Source organism: Novosphingobium sp. (assembly GCF_965228995.1).
Lineage (GTDB): Bacteria > Pseudomonadota > Alphaproteobacteria > Sphingomonadales > Sphingomonadaceae > Novosphingobium.
Genome location: NZ_OZ245852.1, coordinates 1,123,023 through 1,141,695 on the forward strand (window position 1 = coordinate 1,123,023; position 18,673 = coordinate 1,141,695).

General features: G+C 66.9%; 20 protein-coding genes and 2 pseudogenes. 10 read left to right on the forward strand and 12 right to left on the reverse strand.

The window, feature by feature from the left end; translation table 11 throughout:
• Window positions 1–79 precede the first annotated feature (79 nt).
• From alr to ACO056_RS05210, 6 genes and pseudogenes are all read right to left on the reverse strand, one after another.
• Entirely contained in the window at window positions 80–1,348 is a 1,269-nt protein-coding gene (gene alr, locus ACO056_RS05185; RefSeq protein WP_421855309.1) for an alanine racemase, read from the reverse strand.
• Entirely contained in the window at window positions 1,348–2,868 is a 1,521-nt protein-coding gene (locus tag ACO056_RS05190) for an N-acyl-D-amino-acid deacylase family protein (RefSeq protein WP_421852824.1), read from the reverse strand. Before ACO056_RS05190 ends, alr begins: the two co-directional genes overlap by 1 nt.
• 135 nt (window positions 2,869–3,003) lie before the next feature.
• On the reverse strand, window positions 3,004–3,462 hold the full coding sequence (locus ACO056_RS05195; RefSeq protein WP_421852827.1) for a hypothetical protein: 459 nt from the start codon (window positions 3,460–3,462) through the stop codon (window positions 3,004–3,006).
• Window positions 3,463–3,620: 158 nt separating this feature from the next.
• Window positions 3,621–4,460: a flagellar motor protein MotB gene (locus tag ACO056_RS05200; protein ID WP_421852830.1), complete on the reverse strand. Its 840-nt coding sequence runs from the start codon at window positions 4,458–4,460 to the stop codon at window positions 3,621–3,623.
• A 3-nt stretch (window positions 4,461–4,463) separates the two neighbouring features.
• Window positions 4,464–4,907 (reverse strand): annotated as a pseudogene (locus ACO056_RS05205) (MotA/TolQ/ExbB proton channel family protein); the annotation flags it as partial.
• 111 nt (window positions 4,908–5,018) lie between these two features.
• Window positions 5,019–5,342 (reverse strand): annotated as a pseudogene (locus ACO056_RS05210) (hypothetical protein); the annotation flags it as partial.
• Here ACO056_RS05210 and ACO056_RS05215 point away from each other — a divergent pair.
• The 8 genes from ACO056_RS05215 (at window position 5,328) to ACO056_RS05250 (ending at window position 11,642) form a co-directional block, all read left to right on the forward strand.
• Window positions 5,328–6,005, forward strand: coding sequence for a MotA/TolQ/ExbB proton channel family protein (locus ACO056_RS05215; protein ID WP_421852833.1), 678 nt, complete (start codon window positions 5,328–5,330; stop codon window positions 6,003–6,005). The pseudogene ACO056_RS05210 and the gene ACO056_RS05215 overlap by 15 nt on opposite strands.
• Complete coding sequence (locus tag ACO056_RS05220; protein WP_421852836.1) at window positions 6,002–6,469, forward strand: hypothetical protein; 468 nt, start codon at window positions 6,002–6,004, stop codon at window positions 6,467–6,469. The genes ACO056_RS05215 and ACO056_RS05220 overlap by 4 nt, the downstream gene beginning before the upstream one ends.
• 58 nt (window positions 6,470–6,527) lie before the next feature.
• Window positions 6,528–7,034: a flagella basal body P-ring formation protein FlgA gene (locus ACO056_RS05225; RefSeq protein WP_421852839.1), complete on the forward strand. Its 507-nt coding sequence runs from the start codon at window positions 6,528–6,530 to the stop codon at window positions 7,032–7,034.
• A gap of 117 nt (window positions 7,035–7,151) precedes the next feature.
• Window positions 7,152–7,463, forward strand: coding sequence for a flagellar biosynthesis anti-sigma factor FlgM (gene flgM, locus ACO056_RS05230; RefSeq protein ID WP_421852842.1), 312 nt, complete (start codon window positions 7,152–7,154; stop codon window positions 7,461–7,463).
• Window positions 7,460–7,837, forward strand: a complete 378-nt coding sequence (locus ACO056_RS05235) for a flagellar protein FlgN (protein ID WP_421852845.1) — start codon at window positions 7,460–7,462, stop codon at window positions 7,835–7,837. Before flgM ends, ACO056_RS05235 begins: the two co-directional genes overlap by 4 nt.
• A 224-nt stretch (window positions 7,838–8,061) precedes the next feature.
• Window positions 8,062–8,874, forward strand: a complete 813-nt coding sequence (locus ACO056_RS05240; RefSeq protein ID WP_421852847.1) for a lytic transglycosylase domain-containing protein — start codon at window positions 8,062–8,064, stop codon at window positions 8,872–8,874.
• Between the two features lie 6 nt (window positions 8,875–8,880).
• A complete protein-coding gene (locus ACO056_RS05245) occupies window positions 8,881–10,977 on the forward strand; it encodes a flagellar biosynthesis protein FlhA (RefSeq protein ID WP_421852850.1) in 2,097 nt (698 codons plus the stop codon).
• Window positions 10,974–11,642: a sigma-70 family RNA polymerase sigma factor gene (locus ACO056_RS05250; protein WP_421852853.1), complete on the forward strand. Its 669-nt coding sequence runs from the start codon at window positions 10,974–10,976 to the stop codon at window positions 11,640–11,642. Before ACO056_RS05245 ends, ACO056_RS05250 begins: the two co-directional genes overlap by 4 nt.
• 74 nt (window positions 11,643–11,716) lie before the next feature.
• Here ACO056_RS05250 and ACO056_RS05255 read toward each other — a convergent pair whose 3' ends face one another.
• Entirely contained in the window at window positions 11,717–12,553 is an 837-nt protein-coding gene (locus tag ACO056_RS05255; protein ID WP_421852856.1) for an energy transducer TonB, read from the reverse strand.
• A 189-nt stretch (window positions 12,554–12,742) separates the two neighbouring features.
• Between ACO056_RS05255 and ACO056_RS05260 the strand changes: the two genes are divergently transcribed.
• Complete coding sequence (locus ACO056_RS05260) at window positions 12,743–13,528, forward strand: SDR family oxidoreductase (protein WP_298193428.1); 786 nt, start codon at window positions 12,743–12,745, stop codon at window positions 13,526–13,528.
• Window positions 13,529–13,674: 146 nt separating this feature from the next.
• On the opposite strand, the gene ACO056_RS05265 is transcribed toward ACO056_RS05260, so the two are convergent.
• The 4 genes from ACO056_RS05265 to ACO056_RS05280 form a co-directional block, all read right to left on the reverse strand.
• Window positions 13,675–14,283 carry a LysE family translocator gene (locus ACO056_RS05265; RefSeq protein ID WP_421852860.1) on the reverse strand — a complete coding sequence of 203 codons (609 nt, stop codon included), beginning with the start codon at window positions 14,281–14,283 and terminating at the stop codon, window positions 13,675–13,677.
• Entirely contained in the window at window positions 14,284–14,976 is a 693-nt protein-coding gene (locus ACO056_RS05270) for a VIT1/CCC1 transporter family protein (RefSeq protein ID WP_421852863.1), read from the reverse strand.
• A gap of 67 nt (window positions 14,977–15,043) precedes the next feature.
• Window positions 15,044–15,799 carry a L,D-transpeptidase family protein gene (locus tag ACO056_RS05275; protein WP_421852866.1) on the reverse strand — a complete coding sequence of 252 codons (756 nt, stop codon included), beginning with the start codon at window positions 15,797–15,799 and terminating at the stop codon, window positions 15,044–15,046.
• Window positions 15,800–15,911: 112 nt separating this feature from the next.
• Complete coding sequence (locus tag ACO056_RS05280; protein ID WP_421852869.1) at window positions 15,912–16,712, reverse strand: transglutaminase-like domain-containing protein; 801 nt, start codon at window positions 16,710–16,712, stop codon at window positions 15,912–15,914.
• Window positions 16,713–16,820: 108 nt separating this feature from the next.
• Here ACO056_RS05280 and ACO056_RS05285 point away from each other — a divergent pair, with 108 nt between their 5' ends.
• On the forward strand, window positions 16,821–17,492 hold the full coding sequence (locus ACO056_RS05285; RefSeq protein ID WP_421852872.1) for a retropepsin-like aspartic protease family protein: 672 nt from the start codon (window positions 16,821–16,823) through the stop codon (window positions 17,490–17,492).
• Here the strand turns inward: ACO056_RS05285 and ACO056_RS05290 are convergent.
• Window positions 17,449–18,672, reverse strand: a complete 1,224-nt coding sequence (locus tag ACO056_RS05290; protein WP_421852875.1) for a DUF418 domain-containing protein — start codon at window positions 18,670–18,672, stop codon at window positions 17,449–17,451. The two genes, ACO056_RS05285 and ACO056_RS05290, sit on opposite strands and share 44 nt — an antisense overlap.
• Window position 18,673 lies beyond the last annotated feature (1 nt).

Sequence of the window (18,673 nt, forward strand, 5' to 3'; positions counted from 1 at the left end):
GGCGTTGCAGAACGGTTGTGTTCCAGCCGAGGGTGCCCCTCCACCACTTCGTGGTCCCCCTCCCCGTTCCGGGGAGGAATTAGGGTTTGAGGACGCGGGGGAGCGTGGCGCCGAGGACGGCGAGCATTTCCGGAGCGTAGCCGCTGGAATTGGCCTCGAATTCGGCCTGGGTGATGCGATCGGAGCCTTGCGCACCGAACAGTACCACCTCATCGTCGAGCGCCACATCGCGGTGATCGGTGACATCGACCATCAGCGTATTCATGGTGACGCGGCCCACGACCGGCGCGCGGCGGCCGCGGATGAGGACTTCGGTGTGGTTCTTGCCTTCCGCCGGGAACTCGGGCCGGTTGGCATGGCTGAAGCCGCGCCGCACGCCGTCCGAATAGCCGATGGGGACATTCGCCAGCCAGCTCTCGCGCTCCAGTCGGAAGGTGCGATCATAGGCGACCGTCTGTCCGGCGGGGTAGTGGTTCACCGCCGCTACGCGCGACTTGATCGTCTGCACCGGGGTGAAAGCAGTCGTCTTGACCGAGCCGGGATCGCCATAGATCGCGCCGCCGACGCGGACCATGTCGAGCCGGGTGTCGGGCTGGGTCAGCGTGGCGAAAGTGTTGGCGGTGTGGCGCGTGAAGCTGTCCGTCTTGAGGCCTTCGCCCTGCAGCCAGGCGAGGTCCTCCTTGTAGCGGGCGAGCTGGCCGAGAATGTCGGGCGCTTCCTCGCTGGGGTAGTGCGTCATCGCGCCGGCGATGCGCAGGCCCTTCAGGGCGAGCATCGCGCGGGCATCGGCCTTGCCGTAGTCGGTGGAAAGCTCGACCCCGTTGCGCGACATGCCGCCCGCATTGAGCGCGAGGTGGACAGGGAGCGGAAAGCGCGGGCGGCGCTGGCGCCAGAGCGCTTCGAGCCGGACGGCCGCTTCGGGATTGCCGATGAGTTCGACAAGGCCGCTGCCCATCGCGTCTTCCATTTCCTCCGGCGCGGCGAGGCGGATGCGGTAGAGCCGGCCGCGATAGCCGAGCTGGCGCGCGACGCGGGCTTCGTCGTTGGACGTGATCGCGACATCGGTGATCCCGGCCTTGATCACGGACGGGATGAGCAGCCCGATGCCGTTGCCATACGCATCGGCCTTCATCACCGCGCAGATCCGCGATTGGCCGATCATGCCGCGCAAGGTGGCAACGTTTGCCTCAAACGCTGCGGCATCGACTTCGATCCACCCGTTGCGCCGCTGCGCCTGAGCGAGGGTGAGGCCGAAATTGGCGGCCGAAAGGATCGGCGCGGCAAGGGCGCGTGTGGCGGCAAGCGCGGTGCCGGCTGCTCCGGCGGCAAGAAAGTCGCGCCGCTGCATCACGGCTGACCCCGCTTGAGGAACCGGCCAGGCCAGGTGCCGGTGGGCTTGCCATCGGCATAAACCGTCTGGCCGTTCAAGATGACGCGCGAGACGCCGGTGGCAAGCGCGGCGGAATCGCCCACTTTGGCGTGATCGGTGATCGTGGCGGGATCGAACAGCACGAGATCAGCCTTGTAGCCAGCCCTTATCACGCCGCGCCCGGCGATGCCCAATTGCTCGGCGGTCTGCCCGGTCATCTTGTGGATGGCTTCAGGCAGCGTCAGGAGATGCTGCTCGCGGACATAGTAGCGCAGGATCTTGGCCATGGCGCCCGCGCCGCGCGGGTGGCGGGAGCCGATGACGCCGTCGGAGCAGACCACCGTGTGCTTCCACGCGAGGAAAGCGGCGATGTCGGCGGGGGCCATCGCTGTGCCGATGACGGATTCCGCTTCGCCTGCGTCCGGGTGGGCCTTTTCCCAATCCTGCGCGCGGCCTATCAGCCAGAGATAGGTGACGGCAGGTTCCTCGCCGCGCTGGGCGGCGATCTGGGCGATGGTCTTGCCCTCGAACGCGGGCTCGGGCGCATAGTAATCGAGCAGCATCCCCTCGGGCGTGGTGAGGTGGGTGAGCGCGAAGCGGGCGGCGGCGAGATCGGTGAAATCGCGCTTGGGGAACAGCACCGTCAGCGTCGAGTGCCAGTATTCGTAGGGGTAGACATCGGCGGTGACCTTGATGCCGCTGGCACGGGCGGCGTCGAGCTTGGCGAGCACGGCCTTGGCCTCGCCCCAGCGGTCAGCGATGCTGAGCTTCATGTGCGAGATCTGCACCGGGATGCCGGTCTGCTTGCCGATATCTAGCAGTTCATCGAGCGCGGCATCGAAGGCGACGTCCTCGCTGCGTATGTGGCTGATATAGCGCCCGCCGCCCGGGGCTGCGGTGCGGGCAAGATCGACGAGTTCGGCGTGATCGGAATAGATGCCGGGATCGTATTCGAGGCCGCTGGACAGGCCGAGCGAGCCGGCCTTCATATCGGCGGCGAGGAGCGCCTGCATCTTCGCGAGTTCGGCGGGGGTGGAGTGGCGCTTGTAGTCAGCGCCCATGGTCTGATCGCGCAGCCAGCCGTGGCCGGTATAGGCCGCGACATTGATGGCGGCGGGGCGAGCGGCATATTTCGCGGCGACTTCGGCGAAGGGACCCGCGCTGCCGCCGTCCTGCCCGACGACGATGGTGGTGACGCCCTGCGCCAGCAGCGTGGGCATGCCGCGATCCTTGTAGTCGCCCGCATCGTGATGGCTGTGTGCATCGATGAAACCGGGCGCGAGGGCGAGGCCCTTGGCCGCGATGACGGTTTCGCCGTTGCGCGGCTTCAGCGTGCCGACGGCGAGGATGTGATCGCCCTCGATGCGGACAGCGACCTTGCGGGCGGGGGCGCCGGTGCCATCATAGACCGCCGCGCCGGTGATGAGAGTGGAGGCGGCGGCGGGTGTGGCGAGCGCCAGCAGGGCGGCGATGGCCGTCCTTGCAAATCCTGTCCGCATTGCCGTGTTCCCCCTGCTGAGCCCCGGTGCAGGCTAGGCGGGGTGGGGGCGCGGGTGCAAGGGATTTGGGGGTGGGAATGTGATGGCGGGTTTTGGGGAGCCAGGCGATTGGAGTGGATGGCAGCAGTTGGGTGGCTAGCTGCCGATCGGATCATCAACAGAACGCTCTTTCTCAATTGGAATCTTTCTGTCAAATCGCACAGTGATCCCTCTCCACATTAGTATGTGTCGGTATTCCGGTGGTGGATGGAAAGGCGCTGCGCTCAATACCGCCTTGATTGCATTAGCAATATGTCGCTTAATCAGCTTTCGGTTTTTCTCTGTCACGCCTTCCACGGAGACAACTTGTGGTTGGCCGACCACTTCACCCGCACCATTAATGTCCCACCTCAAAGTCGTGACCAGTTTGTCGCCTTCTGGTCCACTTGGCGCAAGCCAGAACGGCTTGATTTGCTGACTGATTGAATTGATTAACGCAAGTGCGGCAGTCCGGTCCGGCATAACCGTTAGAGACTGCTTTTCGTCAGCACGCGTTGGGTTTGCAAAAAGCAATAAGGCGATGGTGGAGATTAGCAGGCGCATATGCATCTCCATGCCACAAATCTCACTACGGACAATGTCCGCAATGTTGTCGTCTCCGGAAAGACTGCTTTTGCTGTAATCTGGCGCATAACTGCCATCCCCGTCTTAGCCGCGCCGACCACTCCACCACCGCTTCGCGGCGGTCCCCCTCCCCGTTCCGGGGAGGAATTTCAGTCCATCAGCAGAATGCTCATCCGCCGGTTCCGCGGGTCCGTCGGGTTGCCTGTGACGAGGGGCTCCTGATCGGCGACGCCTTCGATGCGGCGGAAGCGCCCTTCGGTGACGCCGCTTTTCATCAGGGCGAGGCGGGTGGCCTCCGCTCGGCCTGCGCTGAGGGACCAGTTGTTGGCGGGGTCTCCCGGCCTCCATTGCAGCGCATCGGTGTGGCCGCGCACGGAGAGGCCGGAGGCATCCGGGGCGATCGCCTGGCCGATGGCGCGGACGAGTTCGGCGGCTTCGGGGGTGAGGATCGTGGTGCCGAGGCGGAACATCGAGAACTTGGCATCGTCCATCAGATCGAGCCGGATGCCCTCGGGCGTCTGCGAGACGTGAACCTGATGCGCAAGCTTGCGCAAGGTCGCGTTCGCGGTGAGTTTCTGCTGGAGGCGCTGCTGCAGGTTGGCGGTCCGCTTGGCCTTGGTGCCGCCGTCCTTGGGGCCGCCGGTGGCATCGCGCGGGATCGTCAGCGTCTTGGTGCCGGTCTGGCCGGCGCGGTACTGGTAGCTGTCGGTATCGGTTAGCGAGGAGCCGCCGAGGAGGCCGTAGGACCCGGCGCTGCCTTCCTTCATCTTGACGAGCGTGGGGGTGAAGTAATCGGCAATGCCCTTGCGCTGCTTTTCGGTGGTCGCGCCGAGCAGCCACATCAGCAGGAAGAATGCCATCATCGCGGTCACGAAATCCGCATAGGCGACCTTCCACGCGCCGCCGTGGTGGCCGGCGGCAACGACGGTGACTTTCTTGACGATGATCGGGCGGACGGGTTCATTCTTGCCCTTGGGAGACTTCGCCACGGGCTATCTTCCGCGCAGCGCGTCGAGCAGTTCGGAAAGGCCGGGGCGGAACGAATGGCCAAGGCCCGAGCGCGCGCTTTCGACGACGAGGGGCTGGGGCCAGCCGTGGAGGCTGGCGATGATCACCTGCTTGACCGCCTGGAAGATCATCTCATCCTGATCGAGCACTTGCTTGAGCCGGCCCGCCAAGGGCGCGACGATGCCATAGGCGAGCAGCACGCCCATGAACGTGCCGACGAGCGCCGAGCCGATCATCGCGCCGAGGATCGAGGGCGGCTTGTCGATCGAGCCCATCGTCTTCACCACGCCGAGCACCGCCGCGACGATGCCGAGCGCGGGCAGCGCATCGGCAAGGTTTTGCAGCGCGTGCTGGGGCTCGCTCATTTCGTGGAAATGGGTCTTCATCGCGTGGTCCATCACGTCTTCGACGGCGTGGACCTCGAGCGTGACCGGCAGGCGGTAGCGCGTGGCGGCGGACAGGGCCTGCGCCTCGCTCGCGCCGGCGGTGCGGGCTTTCAGCGCGGCGGCGAAATCGATGTCCTTGGCCTTGAAACCGGGCGTGCCCGCGTTCGCGAGGTTGGAGGCGAGGAGGCCCATGCGCTGCGAGCGCAATTCGAGCGCCGCGCCGTGAATGCCAAAGAGAGTGTCGCTCATGGTTGATGGCCTTGAAGACGGTTTTTCCTGGCCCCGGTTCAGCAAGGGGCGTGCCAAGCGCGCAAATGCGGGAGGTTCGGGCGTGCGGCCGGGTCCAGACCGGCAAGCGCGTGCCGGTCGGCGGCAAATCGCTGCCGCACATTGCTGCCGGCGGCACTGAACTCCCGGCGCGGCCTGCCGTTCTTGGGGGACGAAGAAGCGAGGCAGGCATCGATGGACTTGGCGCATATGCTCGATCCGCTGGCGGCGGGCATTGTCATTGGCGGAACGCTGGGCGCGACCGCGCTGCGCAGCGGGGTGGCGGATTGCCGCGCCGTGCTGGCGGCGCTGGGCACGCTGGGGCGCCCGCGCTTTCGCGGCGGTCTGGTACGAGGCGCGCTCGCGCCGCTGGTCACGCAGGCGGAGCGTGAGGGGCTGATGCGGACAAGCCCGAGGCCGAGCGGCGATGCGGACATCGATGCGGCGCTTTCCGTGCTGATCCAGACGCGCAACCTTCGCGCGTTCGTGAGCAGTGACGACGGTGCGCGTGAAGCCCGCGTGGCGCGTGCGCTGCGCGCCGTGCGCACGCTCGCGCTGGGGGCTGAGCTTTCGCCTGTGTTCGGGCTGGCGGGAACGCTCGTTTCACTGAGCCAGCTGCCGGCAGAAGGCCTCGCGCGCGGGGCCTTCATGGGCGCGATCTCGATGGCGGTGCTCACCACGCTCTATGGTCTGCTGCTGGGCAACCTCTTGCTCGCGCCGCTGTCGCGCGCGGTGGAGCGGCGGGTGGAAGCCGAGGAAGCCGCGCGCCGCGAGATTGCCGACTGGCTGATCGCAAAGCTCGCCCCGGCCTGTCCGCCGGTGCAGGCGGGGAGAGGGTCCGTCCGCCGTGCCTATCTGCGCGAGGTGCCATGACCGCGCCGCCGCACGGGCTCTATGGCGCGCCAATCGCGATGCCGTGGCAGACGATCCTGGCCGACCTTGCGCTGATCCTGTTCATGATGACTGCGGCCGCGCTTGCCAATGCGCCCGATGGGCCCTTCCTGCCGAGCGCACCGCTTGCGGCGAAGGCTGTGCCAGCGCCAGCACCCCGGCCAATACCCCCGCCGGTGCCATCGGTGCGGGGAGAGCCGGTCGGCGTCTGGCGTGATGGGCCGGGCTCGCCCGGGCTCGCCGCGTGGCTGGCGCAGGAAGCGCGTGATCCCCGGCTCAGGGTCTCGATCCTCGTGCGGGATGCGGCGGGGCACGAGCAGGCTGCGCTGGCGCGGGCCGAGAAGCTCATGGTGAGGGCAGGTGCGCGCGGCGCGGGGGCACGGATCGTGATCGAACCGGGCAGCGAGAACGGCGCGAGCGTCGTGCTGGCCTATGATGCGCAGTGAGGTGGCACGATGATTGCAGCGATGCGGGCCTTGTCCCCTCTTGCGAAAGCCCTCTGCCATGGCAGCTTTCCGTCCTGCTCTTGTCACGGCGCTGATGCTGGTGCCGCTACCGGCGCTGGCCTCGCCGCCTACCGATCTTGCCGTGATCGACAGGGCGGTTGCGGCCTTTACCGGGCAGCAGATTGGCGTTCCGGGCGGTGCGGCCCAACCCGTCGACCGGCGGCTCCGGCTGGCGGCGTGCAGCGCGCCGCTGGCTCTGGCCTGGTATGGCACGGCGCAGACGAGCGTGCTGGTGCGCTGCCCCGATGCGGGCGGCTGGCGCGTGTTCGTGCCGGTGAGCGTGGCGCGGGCCGCGCCGCCAGAGGCGCCCGCAGCGATTGCCGTCGCGCGCGGCGAAGGGGTGACGGTGACCGTGGCGGGCGATGGCTTCACCGTCTCGCAGCCGGGGGAAGCGCTCGATGCGGGCGCGGTGGGGGCGTGGATCCGCGTGCGGACGGCGGCCAAGGCCGATCCGCTGCGCGCCCGGGTGGTGCGTCCGGGGTTGGTCGAGCTACCGGCGGATTGAGGCCGCACCCGGCAAGATCCTGCGCGCTGCTGCCGCCCGCGGCAAAATTTTTCCGCCCCCGCTTAAACTCTGCCTGCAAGGGCCGTTCTGGTTTGCAGGAAACGCGAGGAGCGGACCATGTCATCCTTTGAAATCGGTGCGTCGCGCCCGGTCAGCGCGGTGCCAAATACGGGGCCGGTCACCACTGTCGCGGCAGGCGGCAAGCCGGTCCAGACCGAAACGGCCGGTGATGCCCCCAAGGTGCCGGCCGCTGCCGCTGCGCCGCAGGTGGAAACCAGCGATGCGGTGAAGGCGGGTGCGGCTCCGGTCGACCAGGAACGGGTCGAGACGATCCGCCACGCCGTCGAGACCGGCAAATACCCCATCGTCCCCGCCAAGATCGCCGACGCGATGATCGCGGCCGGAATGCTGCTGAGGAGCCCCAAGTGACGCCTGACGCGAGCGCAGTTATCGAGACGGTTCAGCCGATCCGCCGCCCCACCCAGCTGCGCGATACGCTGCGGCAGATGCTGGCCGTTCTGGAAGACGAGCGGCAGGCGCTTGCCGGGCTCGACGTTGATGCGATCATGGGCTGCGCGGTGGACAAGAACGCCCTGTGCGGCCGCCTCGACACGACCGCGCCCGAGGCAATCGACGAGGAATGCCACGGCCTGCTTGAGGCTGCGCGCCGCGTGAACGAGGCCAATCGCCGCGTGCGCAACCTGATTGCAGCCAATGTTTCGGCGCGTCTGGATGCGCTGACCGGCCAACCGGCGCTGTATCGTGCGCATGCGCCCCATGCCCGGATCAGCCGCGCGCGCTAGTTTGAAGTGCGCCCTCCGCCTCCGCGGAGGGCTTGCGGTACCGGCCCGCTCCCCCGCCCGGCCACCCAACGGAATTGTACTCTGTGGGTGGCCGGGCGGGGGAGCTGGCCGGTACCGCTGCGAAGCGCGCTCTCGCGCGCGTTTCGCAAACAAGATCCATTTGGCACGCTGTTTGCTGAACCCTTTCCGGCTGCCGCGCGACGGCAGTCTGGAAAGGGACCCAAGTGAGCGAACCTTCGACGATTGCCGCACCGGCCAAGCCGCGTCCGGCGCCAGACGTGCGAGGCGCAATTGCGCGCGCGGCGGCGGCGACCGGGACCGACTTTTCCTATCTCATGGCGCAGGCACGGCTCGAATCCGGGCTCGACCCGCAGGCACGCGCAGCAACCTCAAGCGCGGCGGGGCTTTACCAGTTCACCGGCCAGACCTGGCTTTCGATGCTGGACAAGCACGGCGCGGCATTTGGCGTTTCGGGCGCGGGCAACCCCGCCTCGCGCGCGCAGCTGCTGGCGCTGCGCTCCGATCCCGAACTTTCCGCGCTGATGGCGGGGCAGCTTGCCAATGACAACCGCGACTTCCTTTCGGGCGTGCTCGGCCGCGATCCCGATGCGAGCGAGCTGTACCTTGCGCATTTCCTCGGTGCGGAAGGGGCCGGGCGGTTCCTTGGCGCGCTGGGGAGCAACCCGGCGCAGAGCGCGGCGGCGCTGCTGCCACGCGCGGCGGCGGCCAACCGGGGCGTGTTCTTCGGGCAATCCGGTGCGCGCTCGGTGGGCGAAGTCATGGAGCTGCTGCGCGGCCGGATGGGGCAGGCGATGAACGCGCCCGATGGCCCGCTGCCCGCTTATGCCGCTCCGCCGGAGGAAGCGCAGGGCGGGCCGATCCAGCAGGCATTCCGCGCCGCAGCCCAAGCGCCCGACACGCCGCCAGCGCGCTCGATGGCCGATACCCTGCGTGAGGCGTTTGCGCTTGCGCAGCCGGGCGCGGCCCCTGCGCATGTTCGCGCGGCCTATGGCCAGCTGCGGTCTCTGGGGATCTGACGAGCCATGCTGAAACGCTTCGGCCAGCCCGGCGCGATGGCGCTTCCCGGCGGCATCCTCATCCTGATCGCGCTGATGATCATGCCGATCCCCTCGTTCATGCTCGACGGGTTCTTCGTGCTCAATATCGCGCTTTCGGTCGCGATCCTGATGGCGGCGATGAACGCGCTGAAGCCGCTGGATTTCTCCTCGTTCCCTTCGGTGCTGCTCTTCGCGACGCTGCTGCGCCTCGCGCTCAATGTCGCCTCCACCCGCATCGTGCTGGTGCGCGGCCACGAAGGCGGCGCGGCGGCGGGGCATGTGATCGAGAGCTTCGGCGCGTTCCTGATCGGCGGCAATTTCGCGGTCGGTCTGTTCGTGTTCATGATCCTGATGATCATCAACCTGATGGTGGTGACGAAGGGTGCTGGGCGCGTTTCGGAAGTTTCGGCGCGCTTCACCCTCGATGCCTTGCCCGGCAAGCAGATGGCGATCGACGCGGACCTCGCGGCAGGCCTGCTCACCGCTGACGAAGCCAAGGCCCGGCGCCGCGAAGTGGCGACCGAGGCCGATTTCTATGGCTCGATGGACGGTGCCAGCAAGTTCGTGAAGGGCGATGCGGTGGCGGCGCTGCTCATTCTGGGCGTCAATATCATCGCCGGTTTCTGCCTTGGTATGCTCAGCCACGGGCTGACCGCGCAGGAAGCGGCGCAGCGCTATATCACGCTGGCGGTGGGCGATGCGCTGGTGGCGCAAGTGCCTTCCTTGCTGCTGTCCATCGCCGCCGCCGTGATCGTGACGCGTGTTTCGGATACGCGCGATCTTGCGGGGCAGATCGGCGGCCAGTTTGCCGCCCCTGGCACCTGGCTGCCGGTCGCAGCGATCCTGGGTGCAATCGGGATGATCCCGGCGATGCCGCAGATGGTGTTCCTGCCCGCCGCCGGCATGGCCGGGTGGATCTGGTGGAGCCTGAGGAAGCGCGAGGCGCGCCTTGCCGTGCCGCCGCCGGTGGTGGTGGAGCAGGTCGATCCTGCGAAAATCACGCTGGAGGACGTTTCCGACCACACGCTGGTGACCATCGAGCTGGGCTACGGACTTGTCCATCTGGTCGACGAGAAGCGCGGCGCGCCGCTGGTGGCGCGCATCACCGGGGTGCGCAAGCAGCTTTCGCAGAGCTTCGGCTTCGTGGTGCCGCAGTTCCGCGTGCGCGACAGCCTTGACCTGATGCCCGATGCCTATCGTATCGTGCTCGGCGGGGTGGCGCTCGGCGGGGCGAGCATCAAGGCCGAGAAAGTGCTGGCCATCGATGCGGGTGAGGCCAATCCCGATCATGCCCTGCGCGGCGAGCCGACGACCGACCCCAGCTTCGGCTGCCCGGCGCTGTGGATCGAGCCCGGACAGCGCGATCATGCGATTGGCGAAGGGTTCCTCACCGTCGATGCGAGCACGGTCGTCGCGACGCATCTCAACCAGCTGCTGGGCGAACGGCCGCAGGCCTTGCTCGGGCCGGATGAAGTCCGTGCGATCCTTGAGGGCGTACGAGAGCGCTCGCCGGGATTGGTCGAGACAGTGCATCCCGCGCCGATCACCCTGGGGGCGATGACCCGGCTGCTGCACGCGCTGCTCGAGGATGGCGTGAGCATCGCACATCCGCTGCCGATCCTTTCCGCGCTGGCCGAGGCGGTGCTGCAGACGACCGATCACGAGCGGCTGGTGGACCTTGTCCGCGCGGACCTTGGCGGGCTGCTCGTGGCGCGCATTTGCGGTCCGGGCGAGCGGCTGGCGGTGCTGACGCTGGACGGCGCGCTCGAGCAGATGATCGTGGGCGGGATGCAAGATCCCGTCACCGGGCAGCCGGTGATCGAGCCCGATCTGGCGCGCTCCATCGGCGAGCGGATTGCCGCGATCATCGCGACACGCGGCCCTGCCGCGCCCCCCGTTGCGCTCATCGTTCAGCCGCGCGCGCGCCGCGCACTATCCGCGCTGCTGCGCGCCCGCGCGCCGCAATGCGCGGTGCTTTCGATTTCCGAACTGCCGCCGAGCCAGCCGATCGAAGTGATCGAGGTGGTCGGCGCAGCTGACTCCGACCCCATGGCCAACCCGCCACAGGATCTTGCCGCATGAACCATGATCACCGCAGCTTCGCCGCCGCGCGCGCCTATCAGGGCGGGACGGCCGACCGCATCCGCCGCTTCCTGCCGATGGTGCGCCGCCTTGCCTGGCACGTCCACGGCTCGGGCCGCGCCGGGATCGAGATCGAGGACCTGGTGCAGGCCGGGCTCGTCGCGCTCACCGAATGCGCGCAGAAGCACAACGCGCCGACCGAGGACGGCTTTGCCGCCTATGCCAAGCTGCGCGTGCGCGGCGCGATGGTCGATCTGGTGCGGCGCTCCACCCCCCTTTCGCGCAGCGCCAGCGACCGGCGGCGCCTGCTGGCAGGCTCTGCGCAGGCGCTGACGACCACGCTGGGCCGCCCGCCGAGCGAGGAGGAACTGGCCGAAGCGATGGGCATGACCACTGCCGCACTCGGCGAACTGCGCGCTTCAAGCGAGCCGATGCGCTTCGAGCCCATCGACGATACCTATTCGGACAGCGACATGGCTTTCGCCGACGACCGGCCGGACAGCTTCGAGATCATTGCGGACGAGCAATCGCGCGCCTCGGTTGTCGCGGCGATCACGGGGCTGCCGGAGCGGCTGCAGCGGGTGATCCAGCTCTATTTCGTGGAGGAACTGAACCTTGCGGAGATCGCGGAGGTGCTCTCCGTCAGCGTGCCGCGCGTGCATTAGTTGAAGGCGCAGGCGCTGGATAAGCTGCGGGCGGCGCTGGGGGATGAGTTTGATGTGCTTTAGGGGGGGGGTGGCTATCTCTTGGTGCCGGCAAGTTCGAAAGTGACGGTTGCCTGACGTCTCCGGCCATCCGGTGCAGGGTCAAAATCCTTCGAGCCTACTTCAATTGGGCCGTGGCAGAGGTCCACGGGTTTGCCCATCCACGAAAGAGCTATATCGGACTTGCATGAAGCAATGACGCCGTTCGGCGAAACGTCGAACAATGCGCGAGAAATTATCACGCGCTCGTCATCGCTGCGACGGGGAATAGAGATTTGAGCCTGATCGACTTCTACCGCTAAGAGCAATGATAGGCTTCTATAGCTGACCAAGGGATTGGGGAGCATTTTTGCTGCGATCGTGTCGATCATTTCAGGATCGCATCTTATGCTATCGTCGTTAAATCCATAGTTATCAAGCTGACAGTTCGTCAATTCACCTGTCTTTTCAACAGCGAAGGTTACCTTGAAACCCTGCGTAATCAGCTTTTCGCGCGGAATTTTCCACGAGACGCTTTGTGTGTACGTTGATTTGATGGGGCGTCCTGCCTTGTCCCTTGCGGGTGAAAACCGGGCACGCTTCGTCAAGAGCGAACAGGTCGTGGCATCCAGATCAGCCTCTCCCGATGTCTCGACGACTTTGCAGGCGAATGGCTGCCCTTTCTCGTCAATCTCGAGTGCGACCGCTAGCGCGCCCTCTTTGTCAGACGTGAGAAGTGTTTCCGGATAATCATCAGCGGTGATCCAAGTTTTGGGGTCGCTTTGCGGGACCGCGACGACTGCCGACGCTAGAAAAATCAATGGTAACAAATCATTCTCCGGCCTTAGTGTAGTACGTTCCGTAATGGCGCAAATCGCCTTGCCGGAGAGCATAGCTGCTTTCCGGATGTCCGCAACGCAGGTCGTATCGGTACTGGCGGATTTTGGAGTGGTGCCCTGTTCTACGGCAAAGCAGCATCCGGTGCGTCATCGTTCCCCCAAGGGGAGAGGGCTTTTAGCGGTAGTGATACTTGCGTGTGCGTCTCCTCCCGCTTAATCGCGCGGTTAAAGGAGAACGATGCCATGAAGATCGAACAGGGTATGGCTGCCGTCGTGACCGGCGCGGCTTCGGGGCTGGGGCGGGCGACCGCTTATGCGCTGGCGGCGGCGGGCGCGAAGGTTGCCATCTTTGATGTGAACGCTGAGGCCGGCGAGGAAGTGGCCAAGGCGATTGGCGGGCTGTTCTGCCATGTCGATATCACGAGCGAAGAGTCGGTGGTCGAAGGCTTTGCCAAGGCCCGCGCCGCGCATGGGCAGGAGCGGATCACCGTCCACTGCGCGGTGGTGCACCGCAAGGGCAAGACCGTGGGCCGCAACAAGGAAACCGGCGAGTTCACCCGCCTTTCGACCGAGGATTATGCCTTTGCCGCGAACGGCGTGCTGATCGCCAGCTACCGCGTGGCGAGCCTTTCGGCGCTGGGCATGGCGCATGCCGAGCCGCTGGAAGGCGACGGCGAACGCGGGACGATCATCCTGACGGGTTCGGTCGCGGCGCAGGATGCGCAGATCGGGCAGGTGGCCTATGGTTCGCTCAAGGCCGGCGTGGTTGGCCTCGTGCTGCCGATGGCGCGCGATCTTATGGACCTTGGCATCCGCGTGAATGCGATTCTGCCGGGCATTTTCGATACGCCGCTCTTGGGCCGCGTGCCGGAGAAGGTGCGCGCGGGGCTGAATGCTTCGGTGCCGTTCCCCAAGCGGCTCGGTCTGCCGGAAGAGTTTGCCAGCCTGGCGATGGAGCTGGTGCGCAACTCCTACTTCAACGCGCAGGCGATCCGGCTGGATGGCGGGATCAGAATGGCGCCGCGTTGAGGCCTTTCCACCACCCACTCCGTCTGCCCTGAGCTTGTCGAAGGGCTGCCCTTGTTCTTGAGGCAAAGCGCAGCGCCGCAAAGGAAGAACAGCCCTTCGACAAGCTCAGGGTAGGCGGGTTTGGGGGTGAGGCGGTGTAGTAGGCTCTAACCCGCCTTGATCGCGAGGAACGAGGCGGCGACGCCGAGCATGACCACGGCAAAGCCCCGGCGCACCCATTTGGTGCGGGCGGGGTCTGCCAGCCAGGCCTGCGCGTGGCTGCCTGCCAGCACGATGGCGAGGTGGATCGCGGTGGCGATGGCCGTGCTGACGAGGGCGAGCGTGAGCGCTTCGGTGAGGCCTAGCGTGCGGTCATTCAGGAACTCCGGCGCGACTACCACGAAGAACAGGTAGGCCTTGGGGTTCAGCAGATTAAGCAGCACGCCGGTGGCGAAGGCGCGGCGCGTGGCGGTGGGCGGCGGTGCCTTTCCCGCGCCGCGCCACGCCTCGATCGCGAGCCAGACCATCATCGCCGCGCCCGCGATGCGCAAGCCATGGAGCAGCGCCGGCATGGCGCTGAGCATCGTCGCCAAGCCCAGCGCGGCGAGTATGCCGTTGGCAAGCAGACCGAGCGCCACACCTGCGACGGCTCCCAGCCCGCTGCGCTTGCCTTCCGTGGCGGCGAGGCCGGCGAGCCACGCCATGTTGGGGCCCGGGGTCAGCTCTATGAGCAGGACCGCAGCTGCAAAGCCGGTGAGATTGAGCGTGCCTGGCACCTAGACGGCCGTGCCCACCATTCGGCCGATCCCGGCAGTGATGGCCATGGCAAGCGCGCCCCAGACGACAACGCGCAGCACGGGCCGCCCCATCGCCGCGCCGCCAGCGCGCGCGCCGAGTGCGCCGAGGAGGGCGAGGAAGAGGATCGAGCCGGTCGCCGTACCCGCGACCATCAGACCCATCGGCAGGATTGCGGCGAGCAGCAGCGGCAGGAACGCGCCGCCGGTGAACATGAGCGCGGAGGCAAACGCCGCGGTGACGGGGCGGGCGGCGGTCGTCTCGTTGAGATGGAGCTCATCGCGCGCGTGGGCGGCGAGGGCATCCTTCGCCATCATCTGGCGGGCGACTTCCCTGGCGGTTACCGGATCGACGCCGCGTTCCTCGTAGATCGCTGCGAGTTCGGCGTGCTCATGGACCGGATCGGCGGCGAGTTCGGCGCGTTCGCGCGCGAGATCGGCGGTTTCGGTATCGGACTGGCTGGAGACCGAGACATATTCGCCAGCCGCCATCGACATCGCGCCCGCAACCAGCCCGGCAGCGCCCGCGACCAGCAGCGCTTGTCGTTCCGCGCCCGAGGCGGCAACGCCGAGGATCAGGCTGGCGGTGGAGACGATCCCGTCGTTCGCGCCGAGCACGGCGGCGCGCAGCCAGCCGATGCGGCTGACGAGGTGGCGTTCATCGTGGGTGCGCATCCGGTTTTCTCCTCATCCAGTCCATGGCCTTCATGGCACTGGAAGGACAGGCGAAAAAGGACCTGGATCAAGAATCGCGGCTGGCGACGGCGGTGGGGCCGGTGGGCGCGGCGGCCTGATTCTCGATGATCGGCTGGCCGACGCCGAGCCGCTTGCCATCGGTGATGATCACCCTGTCGCCAAGGCTGGCGACGCCGAACAGCCGCTTGGCGAAGCCATCGGGCACGCCGATGCAGCCATTGGTGGCATAGCCGCGCTCAACCTTGCTGCCATGGATGGTAATGCCATCGCTGGTGAGGCGCAGCATCCACGGCATCGGCGCGTCGTAGATGTTCGAAACGTGATCGGCGTCTTTCTCGCTGATCGGGAACACGCCGGTGGGTGTGGGCTTGGTGCCATAGCCCTTGAGGATGGCGGCGGCGCCGATCTCGTGCCCGTCGCGGAAGACCGAGATGGTGCGCGCTTCGAGATCGACGGTGACGACGACAGGCCCGCTGGCGGCGGCGCTTTCGTCCCAGAAATACTGGCCGAACTTGATGGGTTCATCGATCTTGAGGATCGACTTGACGACGAAAGGGCTGTTTGCGGCTGCCATGCTTGCGGGGGCGGGCGCGGGGCTGTGCACGATCGGTCTGGCGATCGGCGCGCGGGGCGGCACGGCGATGACATGAGCTTCGGCCTGCGATCCGCCGAACAGGACCTGCGCGACGTCCTTGCCGACATTGAATGCGAGCAGGCAGCCCAGCGACATCGCGATGAAGCCCAACGGCGCGCTCACCCAGCGGGTGCGGACGAGATCGAGGGGGGACTTCAGGCCGGACATGAACAGCGCTCCTTTCCCCTCGCAAGATAGCGTAAACGAAGGGGTTGGCGAGCGGCATTACCGCCGCGTCCCGACGAGGGACGGCGCAGGTTCCAGCGCTTAACGAGCCTGGTTAACCGGTGCGGCCCGCGCGCACCTCGATCACCAGTTCGCGCAGATCGGCATGGCCGAAGCTGGTGAGGAAACTGGTGTCCGCCGCATCACGCCCCACAGCGATCCGGGCGAACGAGGCGGCGTCGGCCATGCCGGTCGCATCGACCAGATGCCAGCCGCCCGACCCTTCCGCATTCGCCAGCCAAACTTCGGCCACTGCATGGAAATCCTGCGGCTTGACTCTGGCCCCGTATCCGCTGGCAAAGCGCGCCGGGATCGCGGCGGCGCGGGCGAAGCAGATCAGCGTGTGTGCATAATCGCGGCACACCCCCCGGCGCTCGACAAAGCTGTCGATCGCGGTGGTCGAGGCATTGCTCACCCCGGGCACGTAGCGATAGTGCGCCGCGATCCAGTCCCGCATCGCCGCTACTTTCGCCCCGCCCTCGAACGCGGCAAATTCCTCGTCGACGAAGGGGGAGAAGCGATTGGCCGGGCAATAGTGCGAGTCCATCAGGTACGCCACAGTCTCGCCCGGCAGGTGGTGCGGGGGCAGCGCGGTGAGCGTGTCCAGCAGCACCGGCTGGCCCAGCACTTCGACTTCTGCCGAATAGGTCACCGTGCAATCGCCTTCCTGATGCAACCAGATCCGCTCGCCAATCCCGTCTTGCGCGGGCACACGGGCAAATTTGCCAGCGGGTGTGCTATCGAGCGTACTCGCCAGCAGGCGCTGGCCTGCCGTCGCCGCGGCTTCGATCTGGAGAAGGCTGTCGGTTGGCTCTGCGCAGTGCCAGCCGAGCCGGGTCGTGATGGAAAGGTACATGGGGTGCCCTGGGCGGAGGCCATGACGGCCCCTGAGGAAGAAGGTTGGAATAGGGGAATAGGATGGCTTTCAGCACCATGAAAGATTCGCATGGGTAAAGGCTCCCTCATGACGCAAATTTATGCCTGGCTGGAGCGCGGGGCCCCTTGGCTGGGGCAGCTATCGCCGCTGTTTGCCGCGACCTGCCTGGCGCTGTTGCTGGTCGTTGTTGGCGGCGTAATCGCTTCACGCGGGGGGCGGATCGGCGGGGCGGTGCGCTTTGCCGGCAATCTGCTGATGCTGGCGGTGTTCGGCCTGGCGGTTATGCGCTTCGTGCAGATGGACCCGAGTTTCGACGCAGCGCTCCACAGCATTGGCGGGCCCGCGCAGACCGTTTCCGGCGGGGAGACGCGCATTCCGCTGGCCGCCGACGGGCACTACTGGATCAAGGCGAAGCTCAACGGTGTGCCGCTGCGGCTGATGGTCGATACCGGTGCCACGGTGACGGCGCTCTCCGGCGATGTGGCAGATGCGGCGGGGATCGAGCCCGACATGATGCGGCCCGAAGCGACCGTGGAAACCGCGAACGGCAGCGTCACGGCCGCGCCGGCGCGGATCGACGAATTGCGCTTCGGTTCGATCGTGGCGCGCGATCTCGATGCGATTGTCCTCCCGGCCGAGGGCGGACCGAATGTGCTGGGAATGAACTTCCTGACGCGGCTCAAGGGCTGGCGGGTGGAGGACGGGGTGCTGATCCTCAGCCCTCATAAGCCGCAGGTCGAGCAGGTCCCCACCAGGTAAGCCGGCGCCAGAACGCTTCGAGCGGGCCCTGTCCGAAGCGGGCCAGCCACCACTGCGGCCAGGCCAGCATCAGCGCCCAGCCGCTCAGGACAACCAGCGGCAGCGCGCCGCGGGGCATTACGCCGCCAAGTCCCAGCCCCCAGCCGGCGAAGAGCGCGCTCATCACGAAGGTGGTGCCGAGGTAGTTGGTGAAGGCACAGCGGCCCGCAGCGGCAAGGCGCTTGCCGGCGGCGCTGTCCTTGATGCGCGGCCACAGCAGGAGCAGCGCGGCAAGATAACCCAGTGTCATGGCAAGGTGCGGGATCGCGGCAAGCGAGCCCATGATCGCAAACATCGCGCCGGGGGGGAACTGGTGCAGGGCCGCCCAGCCGATCAGTGCCGCGCTCGTCGCGCCGCCTGTGCCGATGCCGATCACCGCCATGCGGCGCAGGGTGCTATCGGCCCATTCGCCGGTGAACAGCCCCATGCGCAGCAGCGCCATGCCGAGCAGCATGAGGGGGAAAGTCTCGACAAAGGTCGCGCCGAGACTTTCGAGCGGAAGCAGGGGCGCGGTCGTGAGGCGGATGCGCAGTGCCTCGAGGAAGGGGGCGTGGAGCACGCGGCCGTCGGCGGCGATCGAGGCGGCGATGCGGCCCATCATCGCGGCTTGTTCGGCCGCTTCGGAAGGCGTGCCGTGGCCTGCGAGCACGCGGCTTTCGGTGGCGATCCCGGCGATATCACCTACCATTTCAAACCCGTGGCTCACGAGGAAAAGGAGCAGCGCGGCCGCGGCGAGCGGCTCTGGCGCAAGGCGGCGCAAGCCAAAGGCGAGCATGCCGCAAACCGCATAGGGCAGGAGAATATCGCCCCACCACAGCAGCACATAATGGGCATAGCCGAACAGCATCAGCCAGAGCAGGCGGCGCACTTGCATCAGGTCCGGATTGGCGCCGCGCCGCTCGGCCGCATCTGCAAACAGCATCATGCTCGCGCCGAACAGCAGCGTGAACAGCCCGCGCATCTTGCCCTCGAACAGGATGTAGGCGGCGCTGAACCACAACGCGCCGCCGGGCTCCGCATGGGGCAGCACGGGGTTGAAGGTGGCGAGCAGTGGCCCCCAGAAGCCGGTGACATTGATCGCGAGGATGCCGAGCACGGCCACCCCGCGCACGAAATCGAGCGCGCCGATCCGTTCAGGCATT